General features: G+C 73.0%; 2 protein-coding genes. Both read right to left on the bottom strand.

What is annotated here, in order from left to right:
• Positions 1–166 precede the first annotated feature (166 nt).
• On the bottom strand, positions 167–5,977 hold the full coding sequence (locus OCS65_RS10430) for an amino acid adenylation domain-containing protein (RefSeq protein ID WP_420833248.1): 5,811 nt from the start codon (positions 5,975–5,977) through the stop codon (positions 167–169).
• A gap of 612 nt (positions 5,978–6,589) precedes the next feature.
• Positions 6,590–18,700, bottom strand: coding sequence for a non-ribosomal peptide synthetase (locus tag OCS65_RS10425; RefSeq protein WP_263510139.1), 12,111 nt, complete (start codon positions 18,698–18,700; stop codon positions 6,590–6,592).
• Between the last annotated feature and the right edge of the window lie 175 nt (positions 18,701–18,875).

The raw sequence follows: 18,875 nt of genomic DNA, 5'->3' as shown, positions 1-18,875 counted from the left end.
TATCCCTCATCGTCCCAGCCGCTGCCCTCTGCACACGACAGTGCAGGGTGGCACGCGCCAGCCCCATTAGACCATCGGGGCGTCGGGCGCTTCGTTACGGCCGAAACCGGGCGGTCGACCGCGGATCACCCGCCGCGGTCGCCGGGAGGACGACGGAGGATACGGGTCAGCGGGCGCCCCCGATCCAGCGGTCCAGCACCGGACCGATCCGGGCGAGGGCTTCCTGCGACGTCATCTTCCAGTGGGTGGCCTGGACCGATTCGACCGCCAGGGTGCCGGTGACGTGGGCCCGCCACTGCTGCGCGGCGCGGGCGGCCGAGGTTCCGTCCTCCCCCGCGGCGAAGAACAGCAGATCACCGTCGTATCGGGCGGGCCGGTGCTCGCCGAGCAGCCGGTAGGACAGGCGCACGCCCTCGAAGAGGCGTTCGAGCCGGGGCAGGGACAGCGCGTCGAACGGGGCCGGCAGGTCGGCGACCAGCTCCAGTGCCCGCGCGGGGGTGAACTCCGCCAGGGCGACGTCGGACCCGACGTCGGTTCCGATCGCGCCGAGCAGGTCGGCGACGGTGACCGCGGAGGGGGCGGTCCCGGTCGGCGCGGTGGGCGGATGCGCGTCGAGCAGGGCGAGGGTGGCGACCTCGTCGCCGTCGGCGCGCAGACGGACCGCGACGGCGTGGGCGAGGATGCCGCCGAGCGACCAGCCGACCAGGTGGTACGGACCGGCCGGCTGGACATGCCGGATCCGGGCCGCATAGTCGGCCGCCCACGCGTCGATGCTCTCGGGCAGCGGTTCGTCGTCGCGCAGGGCCGGGGACTGCAGTCCGAAGAGGGGACGCTCGGGGTCGAGGTGGCGGGCCAGGCCGGCGAAGCTCCACGACAGGCCGATCACCGGGTGGATGCAGAACACCGGTTCGGCGGAACCGCCCGGGCGCAGGGGCAGCACCGCGTCGAACCCTGCGGTGTGATCGGCCGGACCGGGATCGCCGGCGGATGCCTCGATCCGGGCGGCGAGGGCTTCGACGGTGGGCGTGAGGAACAGCCACTGCAGCGACACCGGCAGGCTCGTGCGCTCGCGCAGCCGGGCGATCACCCGCACGGCGCTGAGGGAGTTCCCCCCGAGGTCGAAGAAGTCGTCGTCGAGGCCGACCGGGAACGCCCCGGTATCGGTTCCCCCGGCCGGCGCGAGGACCTCCCGGTATGCGGCGGCGACCTCCGTCTCGAGCGGAGTGCGCGGCGGGCGGTGGCTCCGCGGGGCGATCACCGGCTCGGGGAGTGCCGCGCGGTCGAGCTTGCCGTGCGGGTTCAGCGGCAACGCGTCGAGGGTGACGAAGCCGGCGGGCACCATGTAGGAGGGCAGGGTCTCGGCCAGCGCGGCGCGCAGCCGGGCGACGTCGACCGGCCCGGCGGCCGGGACCAGGAAGGCCACCAGCCGGTCCCCGCCGTGGACGGTGACCGCGGCGTCGCGGATCGCCGGAAGGGCGCGCAGCGCGGCCTCGATCTCCCCGAGTTCGATCCGGAACCCGTGCACCTTGACCTGGAAGTCGGCGCGCTCGAGGTATTCCAGGGTGCCGCGGCCGGGGTCGTCACCGTCGACGCGCCAGCGCACCACGTCCCCGGTGCGGTAGAGGCGTGAGCCGGGCACGCCGAACGGATTGGCGACGAACCGCTCGGCGGTCAGGCCGGGTCGGCCCAGGTACCCGCGGGCGAGCTGCACCCCGGCCAGGTACAGTTCGCCGGCCACGCCCGGCGGCACGGGGTGCATCCGCTCGTCGAGGACGAACGTCTGGGTGTTCGGGATGGGGTCGCCGATCGGCACCGACGTGTGCGCGAGTGCGGTGACCGCGTGCGCGGTCACCGAGACGGCCGCCTCCGTCGGGCCGTACAGGTTCACCAGGTCCGCGTTCGAGGCGCCGAGCGCGCGCTCCGCCGTCGGGGTGGGCAGCACCTCGCCGATGGCGAGGACGCGGCGCAGGGTGTCGGGCAGCTCGCCGGCCGAGTCCTCGAGCAGCGCCTCGAGCATCGACGGCACCACGTGCAGGGTCGTGACCTTCTCCCGGCGGATCAGGTCGTTGAGGTAGGACGGGTCGCGGTGCCCGTCGTGGGCGGTGATCACCAGGCGGGCCCCGCAGGTGAGCGCGGACCAGAACTCCCACACCGACAGGTCGAAGGTCGCGGCGGTCTTGAGCAGTACCGCGTCGTCGGGGCCGAGCTCGTAGTGCGCCCGCTTCCAGGCGATCTGGTTGACGATCGCCTCGTGCGGCACGGCCACGCCCTTCGGGCGTCCGGTCGATCCGGAGGTGTAGATGACGTAGGCGGTGTTCGCGGCGCGCAGCGGTGTCCGCCGGTCCGCGTCATCGAGCGGCGCGGGATCGACGTCGCTCAGGTCGAGGCGGTCGACGTCGAGCACCGTCCGCCCGGCCAGCGCGTCGACCCGGTCGGCGGTGGTCGACAGCACGCACTGCGGGGCCGCGGCGCCGAGAATGTACTCGTTGCGGGCCGCGGGGTGGTCGGGATCCAGCGGCAGGTAGGCGCCGCCGGCCTTGGCGACGGCGTACATCGCCACCACGAGGTCGACCGAACGCCGGATGCACAGGGCCACCGTGGATTCCGGTCCCACTCCCTGCGCCACGAGGTGGCGGGCGAGCCGGGTGACGCGCTCGTCGAACTCCCGGTAGGTGAGGGTGCCGCCGCGGAACACCAGCGCGGGTGCGTCCGGGGTGGCCGCGACCTGCTCGTCGAACAGGTCGACGAGGGTCCGGCCGGCGGTGAGGTCGGCCTGTTCGGCCTCCCATGCCCGCATCATCCCGGCGAGTTCCGTGGCGTCGTGCAGATCGATGTCGCCGACGACGGTGTCGGGTTCGGCGACGATCGCCCGCAGAATCCGCAGGTACCGGTCGAGCATGCGCTGGATCGTCGGCGCGTCGAACAGGTCGGTGGCGTAACCGAACTCGACGTCGAAACCGCCCGGGCCGCCGCCCGCACCGTGGTCGACCACCGTGACGTGGAGATCGAAACGCGCTGCGTACGAATCGCTCTCGACCGGCGCGATCCGCAGTTCCGGCAGCTCGAGGGCGTCGTGGGCGAAGTTCTGGTACGAGAACCCGACCTGGAAGAGGGGATGGCGCGCGGTGGACCGGACCGGGTCGAGCACCTCGACGAGGCGTTCGAAGGGCACGTCGGCGTGCGCGAACGCCTGCAGATCGGTGTCGCGGACCTGCTCGAGCAGCGTCGTGAACGACGCGGCGACGTCGACGTCCGTCCGCAGGGCGAGCATGTTGACGAACATGCCGATCAGGCCGTCGAGTTCGGGGGCCGTGCGTCCCGCGACGGGGGTGCCGACGACCACGTCGTGGGTGTTCGACACCCGCGCGAGCAGCACCGCGAGGACCGCGTGCAGCACCATGAACGGGGTCACGCCGTGCTCGCGCGCGAGAGCCGCGATCGCGTCGCGGGTGGCCTCGTCGACCTGCGCCGAGACCCGTTCGCCCGCATGGCCGATGACCGCGGGGCGCGGCCGGTCGGTGGCGAGCTCGAGGTGCTCGGGGATGCCGGCGAGCGCACGCCGCCAGTAGGCCAGCTGCCGGGCCGTCCCGGACCGGGGATCGTCCTCGTCGCCGAGGGCGTCGAGCTGCCACAGCGTGTAGTCGGCGTACTGGACGGGCAGGGGCTCCCACGACGGTTCCCGTCCCGCCGACCGTGCGGTGTAGGCGGTGACGAGGTCCCGGACGAGCGGCCCCAGCGACGAGCCGTCGCCGGCGATGTGGTGGAGGACCACGGCGAGCACGTGCTCGTCGTCGGCGATCCGGAAGAGCCGGGCGCGGACGGGAACCTCGCCGGTGACGTCGAAGCGCCTGCCCGCGAGGCCGGCGAGGCGGGCCGGGGCGTCGGAGTCGGTCGCGTCCTCCGGCCCGAGGTCGAGCGGAACGTCGCCGACGGCGAGGATGCGCTGCTCGCCGACGCCGTCGACCTCGGGGTACACCGTCCGGAGCGTCTCGTGCCGCGCGACGACGTCCCGCACGGCCGCGCGCATCGCGTCGACGTCGAGCCTGCCGGACAGCCGCACGGCGAGCGGGATGTTGAACACCGCCGAGTCCGGATCGAGGCGGTTGAGGAACCACATGCGCTGCTGCGCGGGAGAGAGCGGGATCCGGTCGGGTCGCGGGCGCCGCGGCAGCAGGCCGCGGGCGGCCGCCGGCGCGGCCTCGACCCGGGCCGCGAGCGACGCGACCGTGGTGGCGTCGAACAGGTCGGCGGCGGAGACGGTGACGTCGAGCGCCGCCCTGATCCGACCGATCACGCGAGTGGCGAGCAGCGAGTTGCCGCCCAGGTCGAAGAAGTCGTCGTCGACCGAGACCCGCGGCACCCCGAGCACGTCGGCGAACGCCTCCGCGACGGCCGCCTCCGCGACGGTGGCCGGCGCCCGGTACGGGGCCGACGCGATCTCGGGCTCGGGCAGGGCCGCGCGATCGAGCTTGCCCACCGGCGTCAGCGGAATGGCCTCCAGCGCGATCACCGACGACGGAATCATGTGCGACGGAAGCCGTTCGGCGACGAAGGCCGTGAGCGCGGCGGCGTCGATCGCGGAACCGGGGGCGGCGTGCACGTAGGTGACGAGACGGGTCTCCCCCGTCGCACCCCGGTGACCGACGGTGGCGGCGAAGTCGACCGTGGAGTGCGCGGCGAACGCCGCATCGATCTCACCGAGCTCGATGCGGAAGCCACGCACCTTGACCTGGAAGTCGTTCCGGCCCAGATACGAGATGCCCTCGCGGACCGAGCGCGGGGACCGCACCAGGTCACCGGTGCGGTACCTCCGGGCGCCACCGGGCGCGGCGACGAAGCGCGCGGCCGTGAGTCCGGGACGATCGTGATAGCCGCGGGCGAGGCCGGGCCCGGTCAGGTACAGTTCGCCGGCCGTGCCCGCCGGCACGGGCCGAAGGCGGGAATCGAGGACCTCGGCGGCGACTCCGCGAATCGGCCGGCCGATCGTGACGGGTTCGCCGGGCCGAAGCGGCCCGGAGATGTTCGTCATGATCGTGGTCTCCGTGGGGCCGTACCCGTTGTGGAACCGGCGGCCGGGCGCCCAGCGCGCCACCAGGTCCGGCGGGCACGCCTCGCCGCCGACCACCACCACCCCGAGGTCGTCCAGGCCGGCGGGCTCCACCGAGGCGAGGGCCGCCGGGGTCACGAAGGCGTGCGTGACCCGCTCGCTGCGCAGCAGTCCGGCCAGCTCGTCGCCGCCGTACACGGAGGGCGGGGCGACGACCATCGTCGCCCCGGCGCCGACGGCGAGCAGCAGCTCGAGCACCGACGCGTCGAAGCTGGGGGACGCGAAGTGCAGGGTGCGGGCGCCGGGGGTGAGGTGGTAGCGCTCGACCTGCTCGGCGCAGAAGGCGGCGAGCCCGGCCTGGGTGACCACGACGCCCTTCGGCTGCCCCGTGGAGCCCGAGGTGTAGATGACGTAGGCGGGATGGTCGGGGCGCAGCGGCCGCACCCGGTCGACGAAGGCGAGCGGGTCGGCCGGGCAGGCGTCGAGTTCCGTCCGGATCTCGGCGCCGTCCAGGACGACGGTGTCGAACTCCTCGGGGACGACGTGCCGGTGCCCGGCCACCGTGAGGGCGAGGCGGGCGTTCGAGTCCGACAGCATGTAGCGGACCCGATCGGCCGGGTAGCGGGGGTCCACCGGGACGAACGCCGCGCCCGTCTTGGCGACCGCCCAGACGGCGAGAACGGACCGGATCGAGCGGGTGAGCAGCACCGCGACGCGGTCCTCGGGGCCGATTCCCCGCGCGATGAGCAGGCGGGCGAGCCGGGACGACTCGGCGTCGGCATCGCGGTAGGTGAGGGTGCGTCCCTCCGACGTGAGCGCCGGCGCGCCGGGATCGCGTTCGACGGCGGCCGACAGCAGGTGCGGCAGCAGTGCCGTGGGCGTCCGGCGGCGCGAACCGCGGAGATTTCCGCGGACGGTTCGGTCGATCACCTTCATCGGCTCTCCCCTCCGAATTCCGGAGCCGTTGCGCGCGTGCGCATCCCGGCTCCGTTCACCGCCGGGGTGTCAAGAACTACGGCGACGCCCGCCCTCCCCCGGCGGTCGCCGCTCCACTGCGCCTCGCGCACCGGAACCCCGACGATTCCCGGCGCTAGAGCACTTCGTCACCATTCCACACGAAAACAAACCGTGCCACCTGTACGTATGTCCGGTAACTAAGTTACCGACGGGTAGACCGGCATTCCGGACAGGAGTCGCCGGCCCGGCGAGAGCGTCGGCGCGGCCCCGGCGCGACGTTCGTCGCGCGACACAGCGTCGCCCCGCACGGGACGAACGGCCCGGACCGCCGCACCCGACCGGCGGCGGGGAGATCCCGGCCCTCGCGCCGGATCCGCCTCGCCGCCTGCAGGTTCCGGCGGCGCGAGGCGAAGGACCTCGGCACCGCCTCCGGGCCGTTCGGCACCGCCTTCCGGCCGTTCGGCCGTTCCGACCGCACCACGAACCCCGCCAAGGCTAGACAATGCACACGTTTCATCCAACTGTTGGACAGCAGACGTTCGATGTCGAATGTGAGCTCGAACACGGCCGCCGCTCACCCATGGGTCAGCGATCCACGCCGTCGCATTCCGGGCAGGAGCCGCCGGACGTCCAGCGTGCCAGCAGCGGCCCGAGACGAGCGCACGCACTCGGCCCGGTCATCTCCCAATGCGAGGTCGGCAGGTCGTGCCGGTGCACGCCGCCGGAGACGTACGGTGACCAGTCCCGGCCCGATTCGGGATCCGGCACGGTCTGCGGCGCGGCGCCGACGAAGAGGATGCGTCCCTCGTACCGGGCCGGCACGTGCCGCTCGAGCGCCTCGAACGAGCAGTCGATGCTCGTGAGGACGGACGAGGCGAGGGTGGGATCGATCTCGTCGGCGAGCATCCCGATGTCACCGAGGGCGTACGCCGGTTCCCCGCCGCCGGCGCGGTTCGCACCGAAGGCCGCCGCAGCCACCGCGACCGGATCCACCGGGCCGCGCACGGCATCGGGCAGATAGGCGTCGAGCAGCACGAGCGAACCGACCTCGAGTCCGGCTCGCTGGAGCTGGACCGCCATCTCGTGGGCGATCACCCCGCCGAGGGACCATCCGACCAGGTGGAAGGGACCGTCCGGATGGACCCGCCGGACCTCCGAGACGTACCGCGCCGCCCAGGACTCGATCGAATCCGGTAGGTCCGACTCCCCGGACAGCGCCGGGGACTGCAGCCCGTAGACCGCACGGCCCGGCTCGACGTAGCCGGCGAGCGAGGCGAAGCTCCAGGCGAGGCCGATCACCGGATGGACGAAGAACACCGGATCGCGTCCGTCGTCGCCCTCGCGCAGCGGCAGCAGCACGTCCAGGGAGGAGTCGGCGGACCCGCTCGCCGGCGGCCTCTCCCCCGCCGACCGCTCGATCCGGGCCGCAAGGTCCCCCACCGTCGGATGGGCGAACACCCACTCGAGCGGCACCGGACGGCCGAGCCGGCGCGCGAGTTCCCGCGTCGCCCCCACGGCCACGAGCGAGGATCCGCCGAGGACGAAGAAGTCGTCGTCGGATCCGACCCGGTCCGCAGCGAGGACGTCCGCGAACACCTGCGCAACCGCACGCTCGACGGGCGTCGCCGCAGCCCGGTAGGACGCCCGCTCGGGCATCGGCGCGGGCAGCGCGCCGCGATCGACCTTGCCCGTCGTTCCGACGGGGAGCCGGTCCAGGCGCATGATCGAGGCCGGCAGCATGTAGTTCGGCAGCTCGTCCGCGAGCGCGCTCCGCAGGGCCCCCAGGTCGAGGTCCGACTCACCCTGCGCGGCAACGACATACGCGACGATCCGAGCGCCGGTCGCGGCGTCGTGGTGCACCGTCGCGACCGCGGCCGCCACGGCGGGCAGACGCAGCAGCGCCGCCTCGATGTCTCCGAGTTCGATCCGGAAACCGCGCAGCTTGACCTGGGAGTCTCCGCGGCCCACGTGCTCGAGGACGCCCGCAGGGGTCCACCGGGCCAGATCACCGGTGCGGTACAGACGGCCCCCGGCCCCGAAGGGGTCGGCAACGAACCGGTCCGCGGTCGCCCCGGGGCTGCCGCTGTAGCCCCGCGCGAGTTGCCGGCCCGCCAGGTAGAGCTCTCCGGTCACTCCCACCGGCACGGGCCGCAGCCGCCGGTCGAGTACGTACACGCGGGTGTTCCACCCCGGCACCCCGATCGGCACCTGGTCGGTGTCCGCGCCCGTGACCCGGTGCGCCGTCACCGACACGGCCGCCTCGGTGGGTCCGTACAGATTGACGAGCTCCGCCCGGCTCGACCGGCGCCACGCCCCGGCCACGGCACCCGGTAGCGTCTCCCCGATCGAGAGCACCCGCCGCACCGAGGTCGGCAATTCTCGGTCTGCACCCGCGATCAGGGCGCTCAGCAGGGACGGAACCAGGTACAGCGTCGTCACGAACTCCCGCTCGACGAGCGCGAGCAGGCGGAGCGGATCGCGGCGAGCCTCGGGATCCGCCACCACCAGCCGGCCGCCACATGTCGTGGCGCCCCAGAACTCCCACACCGACAGGTCGAACGTCGCCACCGTCCGCTGCACCGTCACCTCGTCCGGGCCGAACCCGAACTCCGCATGCATCCAGCGCAACTGGTTGACCACCGCGCCGTGGGCCACCGCCACGCCCTTGGGCACCCCGGTCGATCCCGACGTGAACAGTATGTAGGCGAGGTTCGAGGGCCGCAGCGGCGCACTGCGATCGGCGTCGGTCACCGGGGCGGCCGAGTACCGCGACAGGTCCACACTCGAGGTATCGATCACCGGGATCGGCTCCGGCACAACCTCCCTCGCGACGCGCGTGGACACCGCCGTCGCGAGCACCGTCGCCGGCCGCGCCGCCTCGACCATGCGGGCCAGCCTGGTGATCGGCAGCGACGGGTCGAGCGGAACGTACGCGCCCCCGGCGGCGGACACCGCGTACATGGCGACGACGAGGGCCACGGAGCCGGGCATCATCAGACCGACCCGGGTCTCCGGCCCGACGCCGGCCGCCACCAGCGCGCGGGCCAGCCGGGCGACGCGAGCGCCGAGTTCCCCGAAGGTCAGCTGCACGCCGTCCCCGACGAGCGCGACCGCCCCCGGGCGTTCGTGCACCTGGTGCTGGAACAGCTCGGGGAGGCAGCCGCCGCCCGCAACCTCGACCCGGGTGTCGTTCGCCGCCTCGAGCAGCGCCCGCCGCTCGTCGGCGCCGAGCAGATCGGCGTCGCCGACCGCCCGGTCGGGAACCGAGACGAGTTCGCCCAGGATCCGAACGAACCGGTCCGCGATGGACGCGGCCGCGCGTACGTCGAAGAGATCGGTGGCGTAGGACAGATGCCCGCCGATACCCGCAGGCGTCCCGTCTGCGCCGTAACTGTCGCCGACGATCAGGTGCAGGTCGAACTGGGCGATCTCCCCTGCGACGTCGACCGGAGCCGCCACCAGGTCCGGGAGTTCGAAGGCGACCGCTCCGAGGTTCTGGAACGACAACCCCACCTGGAACAGCGGATGCCGCGCCATGGACCGGGCCGGCGCCAGCGCCTCGACGAGTCGTTCGAACGGGACGTCCGCATGGGCCAGGGCCTGAATGTCCTGCTCCCGGACCTGCGCGAGCAGCGACGCGAAGGAGACGGCGGGATCGACCCGCGTGCGGAACACGAGGGTGTTCACGAACATCCCGATCAGGTCGTCGAGGGCCGCCTCACCCCGACCGGCCACCGGGGTGCCCACCGCGACGTCCTCGGTGCCGGACAGCCGGGCCAGCAGCACCGCGAAGGCCGTGTGCACGACCGTGAAGGGAGTGGTCCTCGTGGCCGCCGCGAGCGCGGCCACCCTGCCGTGAAGGTCCGCGTCGATCGTGACGGGAACCCGGTCTCCCCGGTAGGACTGCACCGGAGGCCGCGGCCGGGTCGTGGGCACGGGCAACTGGTCGGGCAGCCCGGCCAGTTCGTCGGCCCAGTAGGCGAGCTGGCGGGAGACGCGCGAGGCGGGATCGGCTTCGCTGCCCAGCACCTCCCGCTGCCACAGCGTGTAGTCCGCATACTGCACCGGCAGCGGCCGCCATGCGGGTTCGCGGCCCTCCCGTCGCGCGCTGTACGCGAGGGCGAGATCCCGCACGAGCGGCGCCACGGAATAGCCGTCGGCGGCGATATGGTGCACCACGACCAGCAGGACGTGTTCGGCCGGGGACACCCGGAACAGCCGCACGAGAACCGGAACGGACCGGGTGACATCGAATCCGACCGCCGCCGCCGACCGGACGGCGGCCTGGAGCTCCGATTCGTCGACGTCCGCCGGGCGCAGGGCCGGCACACCGGCGCCCGCGGGCAGAATCTGCTGGACCGGGACCCCGTCGACCTCGGGGTAGACGGTCCGGAGGACCTCGTGCCGGGCGACCACGTCGGCGACCGCCGACTGCAGCGCGACCGGATCCAGCCGTCCGGTCAGCCGCACGGCCATCGGGATGTTGTAGGCCGCCGCGGTCGCCTCGAACCGGCTGAGGAACCACATCCGCTGTTGGGCCGGCGACAGCGGGATCCGCTCCGGACGCGGCCGGGCCGCCAGGGCGGGCAGGCCGCCGGACCCGACGTGCCGTTCCACGGCTGCCGACAGCGACTCGATCGTCGACGCCTCGAAGATCACGCGGACGGGCACCGACGCGCGCAGCGCCGACCCGATCCGGGCGACCACACGCGTGGCGATCAACGAATTCCCGCCGAGCGCGAAGAAGTCGTCGTCGAGACCGAGCCGCTCCGCGCCGAGCACCTCACCGATCACCGAGGCGACGGTCTTCTCGATCGCGGTGGTGGGCGCCCGGAACTTACGGACGGCCGGGACCGGTTCCGGCAGGGCCCGGCGATCCACCTTTCCGGATGTGGTGAGCGGGAGTTCCCCGAGCACGGTCACCACGTCGGGCACCATGTACCGCGGCAGCAGGCGCCCCACTGCCGCGCGAACGGCGTCCGCGTCGGCCTCGGCGCCGTCCGCGGACACGACGTACGCGGCGATCTGCGCGCCGTGGGGCCCGTCGTGGACGGTCACGACGGCCTGCGCCACCTGCGGCTGCGCCAGCAGTGCCGCCTCGATCTCCCCCAGCTCGATCCGCAGACCGCGCACCTTCACCTGGAAGTCGTTGCGGCCCAGGAACTCGAGGGTACCGTCCGGCAACCACCGGACCCGGTCCCCGGTGCGGTACAGCCGCGCCCCGCCGGGGTGCGCGACGAACCGCTGCGCGGTCAGATCCGGGCGGGCGTGGTAACCGCGGGCAAGTTGCACCCCACCGAGATACAGCTCCCCCGGCACCCCGATCGGTACCGGGTTCAGCCGCTCGTCGAGAACATGCGTGGTGGTGTTGCGGATCGGACGGCCGATCGGCACGGTGCCGGCATCGGTGCGACGTCCGGCACAGCGCAGCACGGTCGCGGTGACGGTCGCCTCGGTCGGGCCGTACGTGTTGTCCAGCAGCGCATCCGAGCGTTCGGCGAACCGGGCCGCGAGCTCTCCCGGCAGCGCCTCGCCACCGACGGACAGGTACTTCAGCGCCGCCGGCAGTTCGAGTGCGGGATCGGCGAGGAACACGGCGAGCATCGCCGGAACGAACTCGAGGATGCCGACGGCCCACTGCCGCGACAGGCGGGCCAGGTACTCCGGGTCGCGATGGCCTCCCGGTGCCGCGACCACGAGCCGCGCACCGACCTGCAGCGGGAAGAACAGCTCCCACACCGACGCGTCGAACGTGATGGGGGTCTTCTGCAGCGCCGTGTCCCCCATGCCGAATTCGTAGCGCTCGCGCATCCACGTCATCTGGTTGACGACGGCGCCGTGGGTGACGGCAACGCCCTTGGGCCGGCCCGTCGACCCGGAGGTGTAGATCACGTAGGCGATGTTCGCCCGATGCAGCGGCGCCAGGCGCTCGTGGTCGGCGAACTCGGTGACCGGCGCCGGGGCGAAGTCCGATTCGTCGACCACGAGGGCCGGGACGGAATCGGGGAGCGTGCCCCGATCGCGCGTCGTGGTCAGCACCACCACCGGCTCGGCGGTGGCCAGGACGTATGCCGTTCGCTCGGCGGGGTGTTCCGGGTCGAGCGGCACGTACCCGCCACCGGCCCGGAGAACCGCATAGATCCCGACCATCATCTCGACCGATCGGCTCATGTGGACGCCGACCAGCCGATCGGGCCCGACGCCGCACGCGACGAGGCGCCGGGCGAGCCGGTCCACCCGAGAGGCGAACTGCGCGTAGGTCAGCGCGGTGTCCTCGAAGACGACCGCCGTCGCGTCGGGGGTGCGCCGCGCCTGCCGGGTGAACGCGTCCAGCACCAACCGGTCACCGAGCGGCGCGGCGGTCCGGTTCAGCTCGTCGAGCCGGGCACGTTCCTCCGCGGTGCGCAGGTCGATGCCGCCGACCGGAACGCCCGGATCGTCCGCCGCCGCCTCCAGGATCGACGCGAGTCGCGCGGCGAACGTCCGCACGGTGTCCTCGTCGAACAGGTCACACGCGTAGACGACGGATCCGGCGACCCCGTCCCGCCGCCCCTGCTCGTCGCGCATCTCGGTCAGGTGGATCTCGAGATCGAGTTTGGCGCCGCCCGTGGCCGTCCCGACCGGCGCGATGTGCAGGTCCGGCAATGCGATCTCGGAGCGGGTGAAGTTGTGCACCACGAGCAGCACCTGGAACAGGGCCGAATGCGCGGTGGACCGGACGGGATCGAGGATCTCCACGAGCCGTTCGAGCGGAACGTCGGGGTTGCCGAAGGCGGCGAGGTCGACCTCCCGCACGCCGGCGAGAAGCTCGGAGAAGGTGGCGTCCGGGTGGATCCGGGTGCGCAGCACGAGGGTGTTGCCGAACATCCCCACGAGATCGTCGAGCGCCTCCTCGCCGCGGCCGGCGACCTGTGCCCCGACGGGAATGTCGTCGGTACCGGACAGGCGGGCCAGCAGGACCGCGAGCGCGGCGTGCGCGAGCATGAAGAACGTCACGCCGTGATCCCGGGCGAGCCGATCGAGCCGGGCGGCCAACGCCTCGTCCAGGGTGAAGTCGAGGCTCGCGCCGCGCCCGGTCTGCACGGCGGGCCGCGGGCGGTCGGTGGGCAGTTCCACCAGGTCCGGCAGGTCCGCCAGCGCCGTGGTCCAGTAGTTCAACTGGCGCGCGAGCACCGACTCGGGGTCGTCCTCGGAGCCCAGCACGTCCTGTTGCCACAGGGCGTAGTCGGCGTACTGCACCGGCAGCGGAGTCCACTCCGGTGCCCGGCCCGCTCTGCGGGACAGGTACGCGGTGGCCAGATCCCGGGCCATCGGGGCCCGGGATCCGCCGTCGCTCGCGATGTGGTGAACGACGACGACCAGCACGTGGTCCCGGTCGGTGAGCCGCAACAGGGCCGCCCGGACGGGTACCGCACCGGTGACGTCGAACCCCCGGGAGACGAGGGCGGCGATCCGCGGGTGCAGGTCGTCCTCGGCCACGTCCTGTGCCGCCAGATCGAGTGGTACGTCCTCGAGCGGAACGATCACCTGGAACGGTCCGGAGTCGGAGTCGGGGAAGACGGTGCGCAGGGCCTCGTGCCGGGCGAGCAGGTCGCGCAGGGCGGCCTGCAGCGCCGGCACATCCAGCGCCCCGGTCAATCGCAGCACGAGCGGGATGTTGAAGGCGGCGGAGTCCGGGTCGAACCGGTTGAAGAACCACATCCGCCGCTGCGCGAGCGACAGCGGAATCCGCTCGGGGCGCCGCCGGGGGCGCAGGGGCATCCGGGACGGGACCGCGACCGGATCCCCCATCCGCGCCGCCAGGGCCGACACGGTCGGCGCTTCGAACAACGTCCGCACCGGGACCCGGACGCCGAGGGCGGCCTCGAGCCGCGCGATGACCTGCATCGCGAGCAGCGAGTTGCCGCCGAGCGCGAAGAAGTCGTCGGCGCGGCCGACCCGCTCGACCCCGAGCACCGCCCCGTACACGTCTGCGACCGCCTGCTCGTCGGACGTGGCGGGGGCGCAGTACTCGGCCGACTCGGGCAGCGGCACCGGCAGTGCCCGCCTGTCCAGCTTGCCACCGGGAGTGAGGGGCAGGGCGTCGAGCACGACGATGTGGCCGGGCACCATGTGGTTCGGCAGTTCCCCGGCGAGGAACTCGCGCAGGTGCGCCGGGTCGGGCACGGCGCCGGCCGCGCCGACGACGTAGCCGACGAGCCTGTCCCCGCCGCGCGGATCGGTGTGCAGCACCGTGGTGGCCTGCGCGACGGAGGGGTTCCGTTCCAGTGCGGCGTCGATCTCGCCGAGTTCGATCCGGAATCCACGCAGCTTGACCTGGAAGTCGCTGCGCCCGAGGTACTCCAGTTCGGCGACCGCGCCGGTGCTGCGCCATCGGACCACGTCCCCGGTCCGGTACATCCGCGTGCCCGGCGCTCCGAACGGGTTCGCCACGAACCGTGCCGCCGACAACCCGCTGCGCCGGTGGTAGCCCCGCGCGAGAGCGGCCCCGGCCAGGTACAACTCGCCGGCCACGCCGGACGGCACCGGCCGCAGCCGGGAGTCCAGCACCAGGGCGGCCACCCCCGGTACGGGCCGGCCGACGGTGACCGGGCGCCCGGGCTGCAGCCGCGCGAACGACGAGATGATCGTCGTCTCCGTAGGCCCGTAGCCGTTGAAGTAGCTCCGTCCCGGCGCCCACCGCGCCAGCAGTTGCGGCGATGTCACGTCCCCGCCGACGGACACGACCCCGAGACGGTCGAGTCCCGACGGATCGACCGTCCCCAGCACCGCCGGCGTGACGATGGTGTGGCTGACCCGTTCGGCCCGAAGCAGTTCCGCGAGTTCGGGTCCGCCGACGATCGTCGAGGGCACCACGACCAGGGTCGCGCCCTGGGAGAACGCGGCCATCCACTCGAGCACCGACGGATCGAAGCTGGGCGAGCACACGTGCAGGAACCGCGACCGTGACGTCACGCCGTACAGCGTCACCGCGGCACCGAGCAGCGGGTCGAGACCCGCGTGGGTGACCACCACACCCTTGGGGTGCCCGGTCGACCCCGACGTGTAGATGACGTACGCCGCGTGCTGCAGCGACAGCGGCCGTACCCGCTCGGCGTCGGACATCCGGGCGGCGGATCGTGTCGCGACGGCCCGCACGACCTCGGGATCGTCCAGTTCCAGCCGGGGCGGGGACGCGGGCAGCGCGGGGGCGTACGAGGTGGTGGTCAGGCACACCGCCGCACCGGAGTCGGCGAGCATGTACCGGACCCGCTCCGCCGGATAGGACGGATCCACCGGAAGGTGCGCGGCGCCGGCCTTCGCGACCGCCCACACGCCGAGCACCATCTCGTAGGAACGCGGGAACGCCAGCGCCACCACGTCCTCGGGGCCGACGCCGCGTGCTGCCAGTTCCCGCGCGAGCCGGGACGACGACTCGTCGAGTTCGCGGTAGCTGATCGTGCGGTCCTGGTACCGGACGGCCGGCGCCTCGGGGTCCCGGGAGACCGCCGCCGTCAGGATCTCGGCGAGCGTGCGGGCACCGCTCGGTGCGTCGTCCGGGGCACGGGTGAGCCGGTCGGCTTCGTCGTCGGCAAGGAGCGCCAGGTCACCGACCGGCACGGCCGGGTCCGCCACGGCGGCGGCCAGCAGCCGCACGAACCGTCGCGCGAATTCGGCCACCGTCTCGTCGTCGAACAGGTCCCTGGCGAAGACGAAGTCCGCCGACATTCCCGCCGGTCCCCCGCCGGGGTCCGTGTGTTCACGCAGCGTCAACGACAGATCGAACTTCGCGGTGGCCGCATCGAACGGCACCGCCGCCACGCTCAGGCCCGGCAGCTCGAGACCCGCGGGGGGCAGGTTCTCGAAGGCGATGGCCACCTGGAACAGCGGGTGCCGCGCGGTCGAACGCTCCGGGGCGAGCAGTTCCACGACGCGCTCGAAGGGGATCTCCGCGTGGGTGAACGCCTCCAGGTCGCTCTCGCGGACCCGCGCGAGATGCTCCGCGAACCCAGAACCGGGATCGACCCGGGTGCGCAGCACCAAGGTGTTGACGAACATGCCGACCATCTCGTCCAGCGCGGCGTCACCGCGGCCGGCGACCGCGGTACCCACGGCGATGTCGTGCGACGACGACATCCGGGCGAGGAACACCGCGAGCGCGGTGTGCAGGACCATGAACAGGGTCGACCCGCACTGCTGTGCCAGTTCCCCCGCCCGCCGGTGCGTCGGGGCATCGATATCGAACGCGACCCGGCCGCCGGCGAAGGACTGCACCGGCGGGCGGGCCCGATCCGTCGGGAGGTGCAGTTCCGCGGGGAGATCCGCGAGGACCCGCCGCCAGTACTCCGCCTGTGCCGAGAGGGGACTGTCCGCGTCCCGCTCCGATCCGAGCACCTCACGCTGCCACAGCGCGAAGTCCGCGTACTGCAGCGGCAACGGCTCCCATCCGGGCTCCCGGCCGGCGGCACGCGCGGCGTACGCGGTCATCAGATCGCGCGTCAACGGCGCCATCGACCAGCCGTCGGCGCTGATGTGGTGTGCCACGAACACGAGCACGTGCTCGTCGTCCGCGACCCGGAACAGCCGCACCCGGAACGGCACCTCGGCGGTCACGTCGAATCCGGTGGCCACCACGTCGGCGATCCGGTCGGCCAGCTCCGTTCCGGGCACCGATTCCGACGCCCAGTCGGGCGTGTATCCGGCGGCGGGAACGACCGTCTGGTACGGGCGCCCGTCCGTTTCGGGATACCTGGTTCGCAGGATCTCGTGCCGGACCGCGATGTCGGACACCGACTTTCGCAGGGCATCGACGTCGAGCCGGCCCGTCAGCCGGATCGCCACCGGGATGTTGTCGGCCGCGGAGGCCGGATCGAACCGATTGAGGAACCACATCCGCTGCTGCGCGAACGACAGCGGTACGCGGTCCGGGCGCTCCCGCGCCACCAGCGGAACAGCGTGTGCCGCCGCGCCACCCGACTCCAGGTGCGCCGCCAATGCCGCCACGGTCGGCGCCTCGAACACCACCGGCACCGGCACCCGGGTCTCCAGGGCCGCACCCAGGCGCGCCACCAACCGGGTCGCGAGGAGCGAATTTCCCCCCAGCTCGAGGAAGGAGTCGTCCACGCCGACGCGCTCGCGCCCGAGCACCTCGGCGAACACCGACGCGACCGTCTCCTCGACCAGGGTGCGCGGCGCCCGGTATTCCCGCTCGGCGAACACCGGTTCGGGCAGCGCCGCCCGATCGAGCTTGCCCACCGGGGTCAGCGGCACCGCGTCGAGCACCATCACCAGGGCCGGCACCATGTGGCCGGGCAGCGTCTCGGCCAACCCGGCGAGCACCGCCGGCGCGTCCATCCGGGTTCCGGCCGCGGGCAGCACGTACGACACCAGTGCCGTCTCCCCCGACGGCAGCACCTTCCCGACGGTCGCGGCGAACTCGATGTCCGGCCGGGCCGTCAGGGCGGCGTCGATCTCACCCAGTTCCACCCGGAACCCGCGGATCTTGACCTGGAAATCGCTGCGCCCGAGATACTCGATCGGGCCGTCGGCCGCGCGGCGCACCAGGTCTCCCGTCCGGTACATCCGGGTTCCCGGATCCGACCCGAACGGATCGGCCACGAACCGCTCCGCCGTCAGTCCCGGCCGGCGGTGGTAGCCGCGCGCCACCTGGGCGCCCGCCAGATACAGCTCACCCACCACACCCGGCGGCACCGGCCGCAACCGGCCGTCGAGCACGTAAGCCGCCAGTCCCGGGATCGGGGTGCCGATCGTGATCGGCTCGCCCGCCACCAGCGGCGCGCTGCTCGTCGCCAGGATCGTCGCCTCGGTGGGCCCGTACGCGTTGAAGAACCGCCGGCCGGGACCGGTCCACCGGCTCACCAGCTCCGGCCCGAAGGCCTCCCCGGCCGCCACCACCACCCGCAGGTCCGTCAGGCCCGTGGGATCCACCGAACTCAATGCCGCCGGCGTGATGAACACGTGGGTCACCGCGTCGGCCGCCAGCACCTCGGCCAGGTCGGCACCGCCGCCCACCGACGCCGGCGCCACCACCACCGTCGCACCCGCGGAGAACCCGATCAGCAACTCGAGCATCGAGACGTCGAAACTCGGCGAGCACACATGCAACACCCGCGCGTCCGCGCCGACCCCGTAGTGCTCCCGCTCGGCGGAGATCACGCCGGCGATCCCGGCATGGGTGACCGCCACCCCCTTCGGGCGGCCCGTGGAGCCGGACGTGTAGATCATCCAGGCGAGGTCCGGCCCTTCGAGCGCGCGCGTCCGGTCGGCGTACGAGACGGGATGCCCGGGCAGCTGCCCGACCTGCCCGGCCACCGCCGCATCGTCGAGCAGCACCTGTTCGACTCCGGCCGGCACCGCGGCCGCGAAATCGCGCACCGTCATGCACAGGGCCGCGCCGGAGTCTGCCAGCATGAATTCCACCCGCTCGAGTGGGTAGCGCGGGTCGACGGGGACGAACGTCGCGCCCGACTTCGCCACCGCCCACAACGCGAGCACCGACTCCACCGAACGGGGTATCGCCACCGCGACCACGTCGCCCGGCCCGACGCCCCGGCCGATCAGCCACCGCGCCCACCGCGACGACCTCTCGTCCAGCTCGCGATACGACAGGGCGGGGCCACCGGCGGCGCCCACCACCGCGGGATGGTCTCCGCGTTCCTCCACCGCGGAGGTCAGCAGAGTCGGCAGCAGTGCCACGCGCGTGGCCCGGCTACGCGACCGGCCCGGTTCCCTGCGCCGCACCCCCGGCTCTCGCCTCACGCGCCCGGACCTCGATCTGCCCGGACCGGGCTCCTGCGTTGCACTACGGATACAGCTCCTTCCACACGCGGGAAGAGCATGGAGAACTCGTCCCGCCCGGGAGGAATCTACC

This window comes from Rhodococcus aetherivorans (genome assembly GCF_025722975.1).
Taxonomy (GTDB): Bacteria; Actinomycetota; Actinomycetes; order Mycobacteriales; family Mycobacteriaceae; genus Rhodococcus; species Rhodococcus aetherivorans.
Note: the sequence above shows the minus strand (reverse complement) of the source record. Positions and strands in the feature narration are given on the sequence as shown.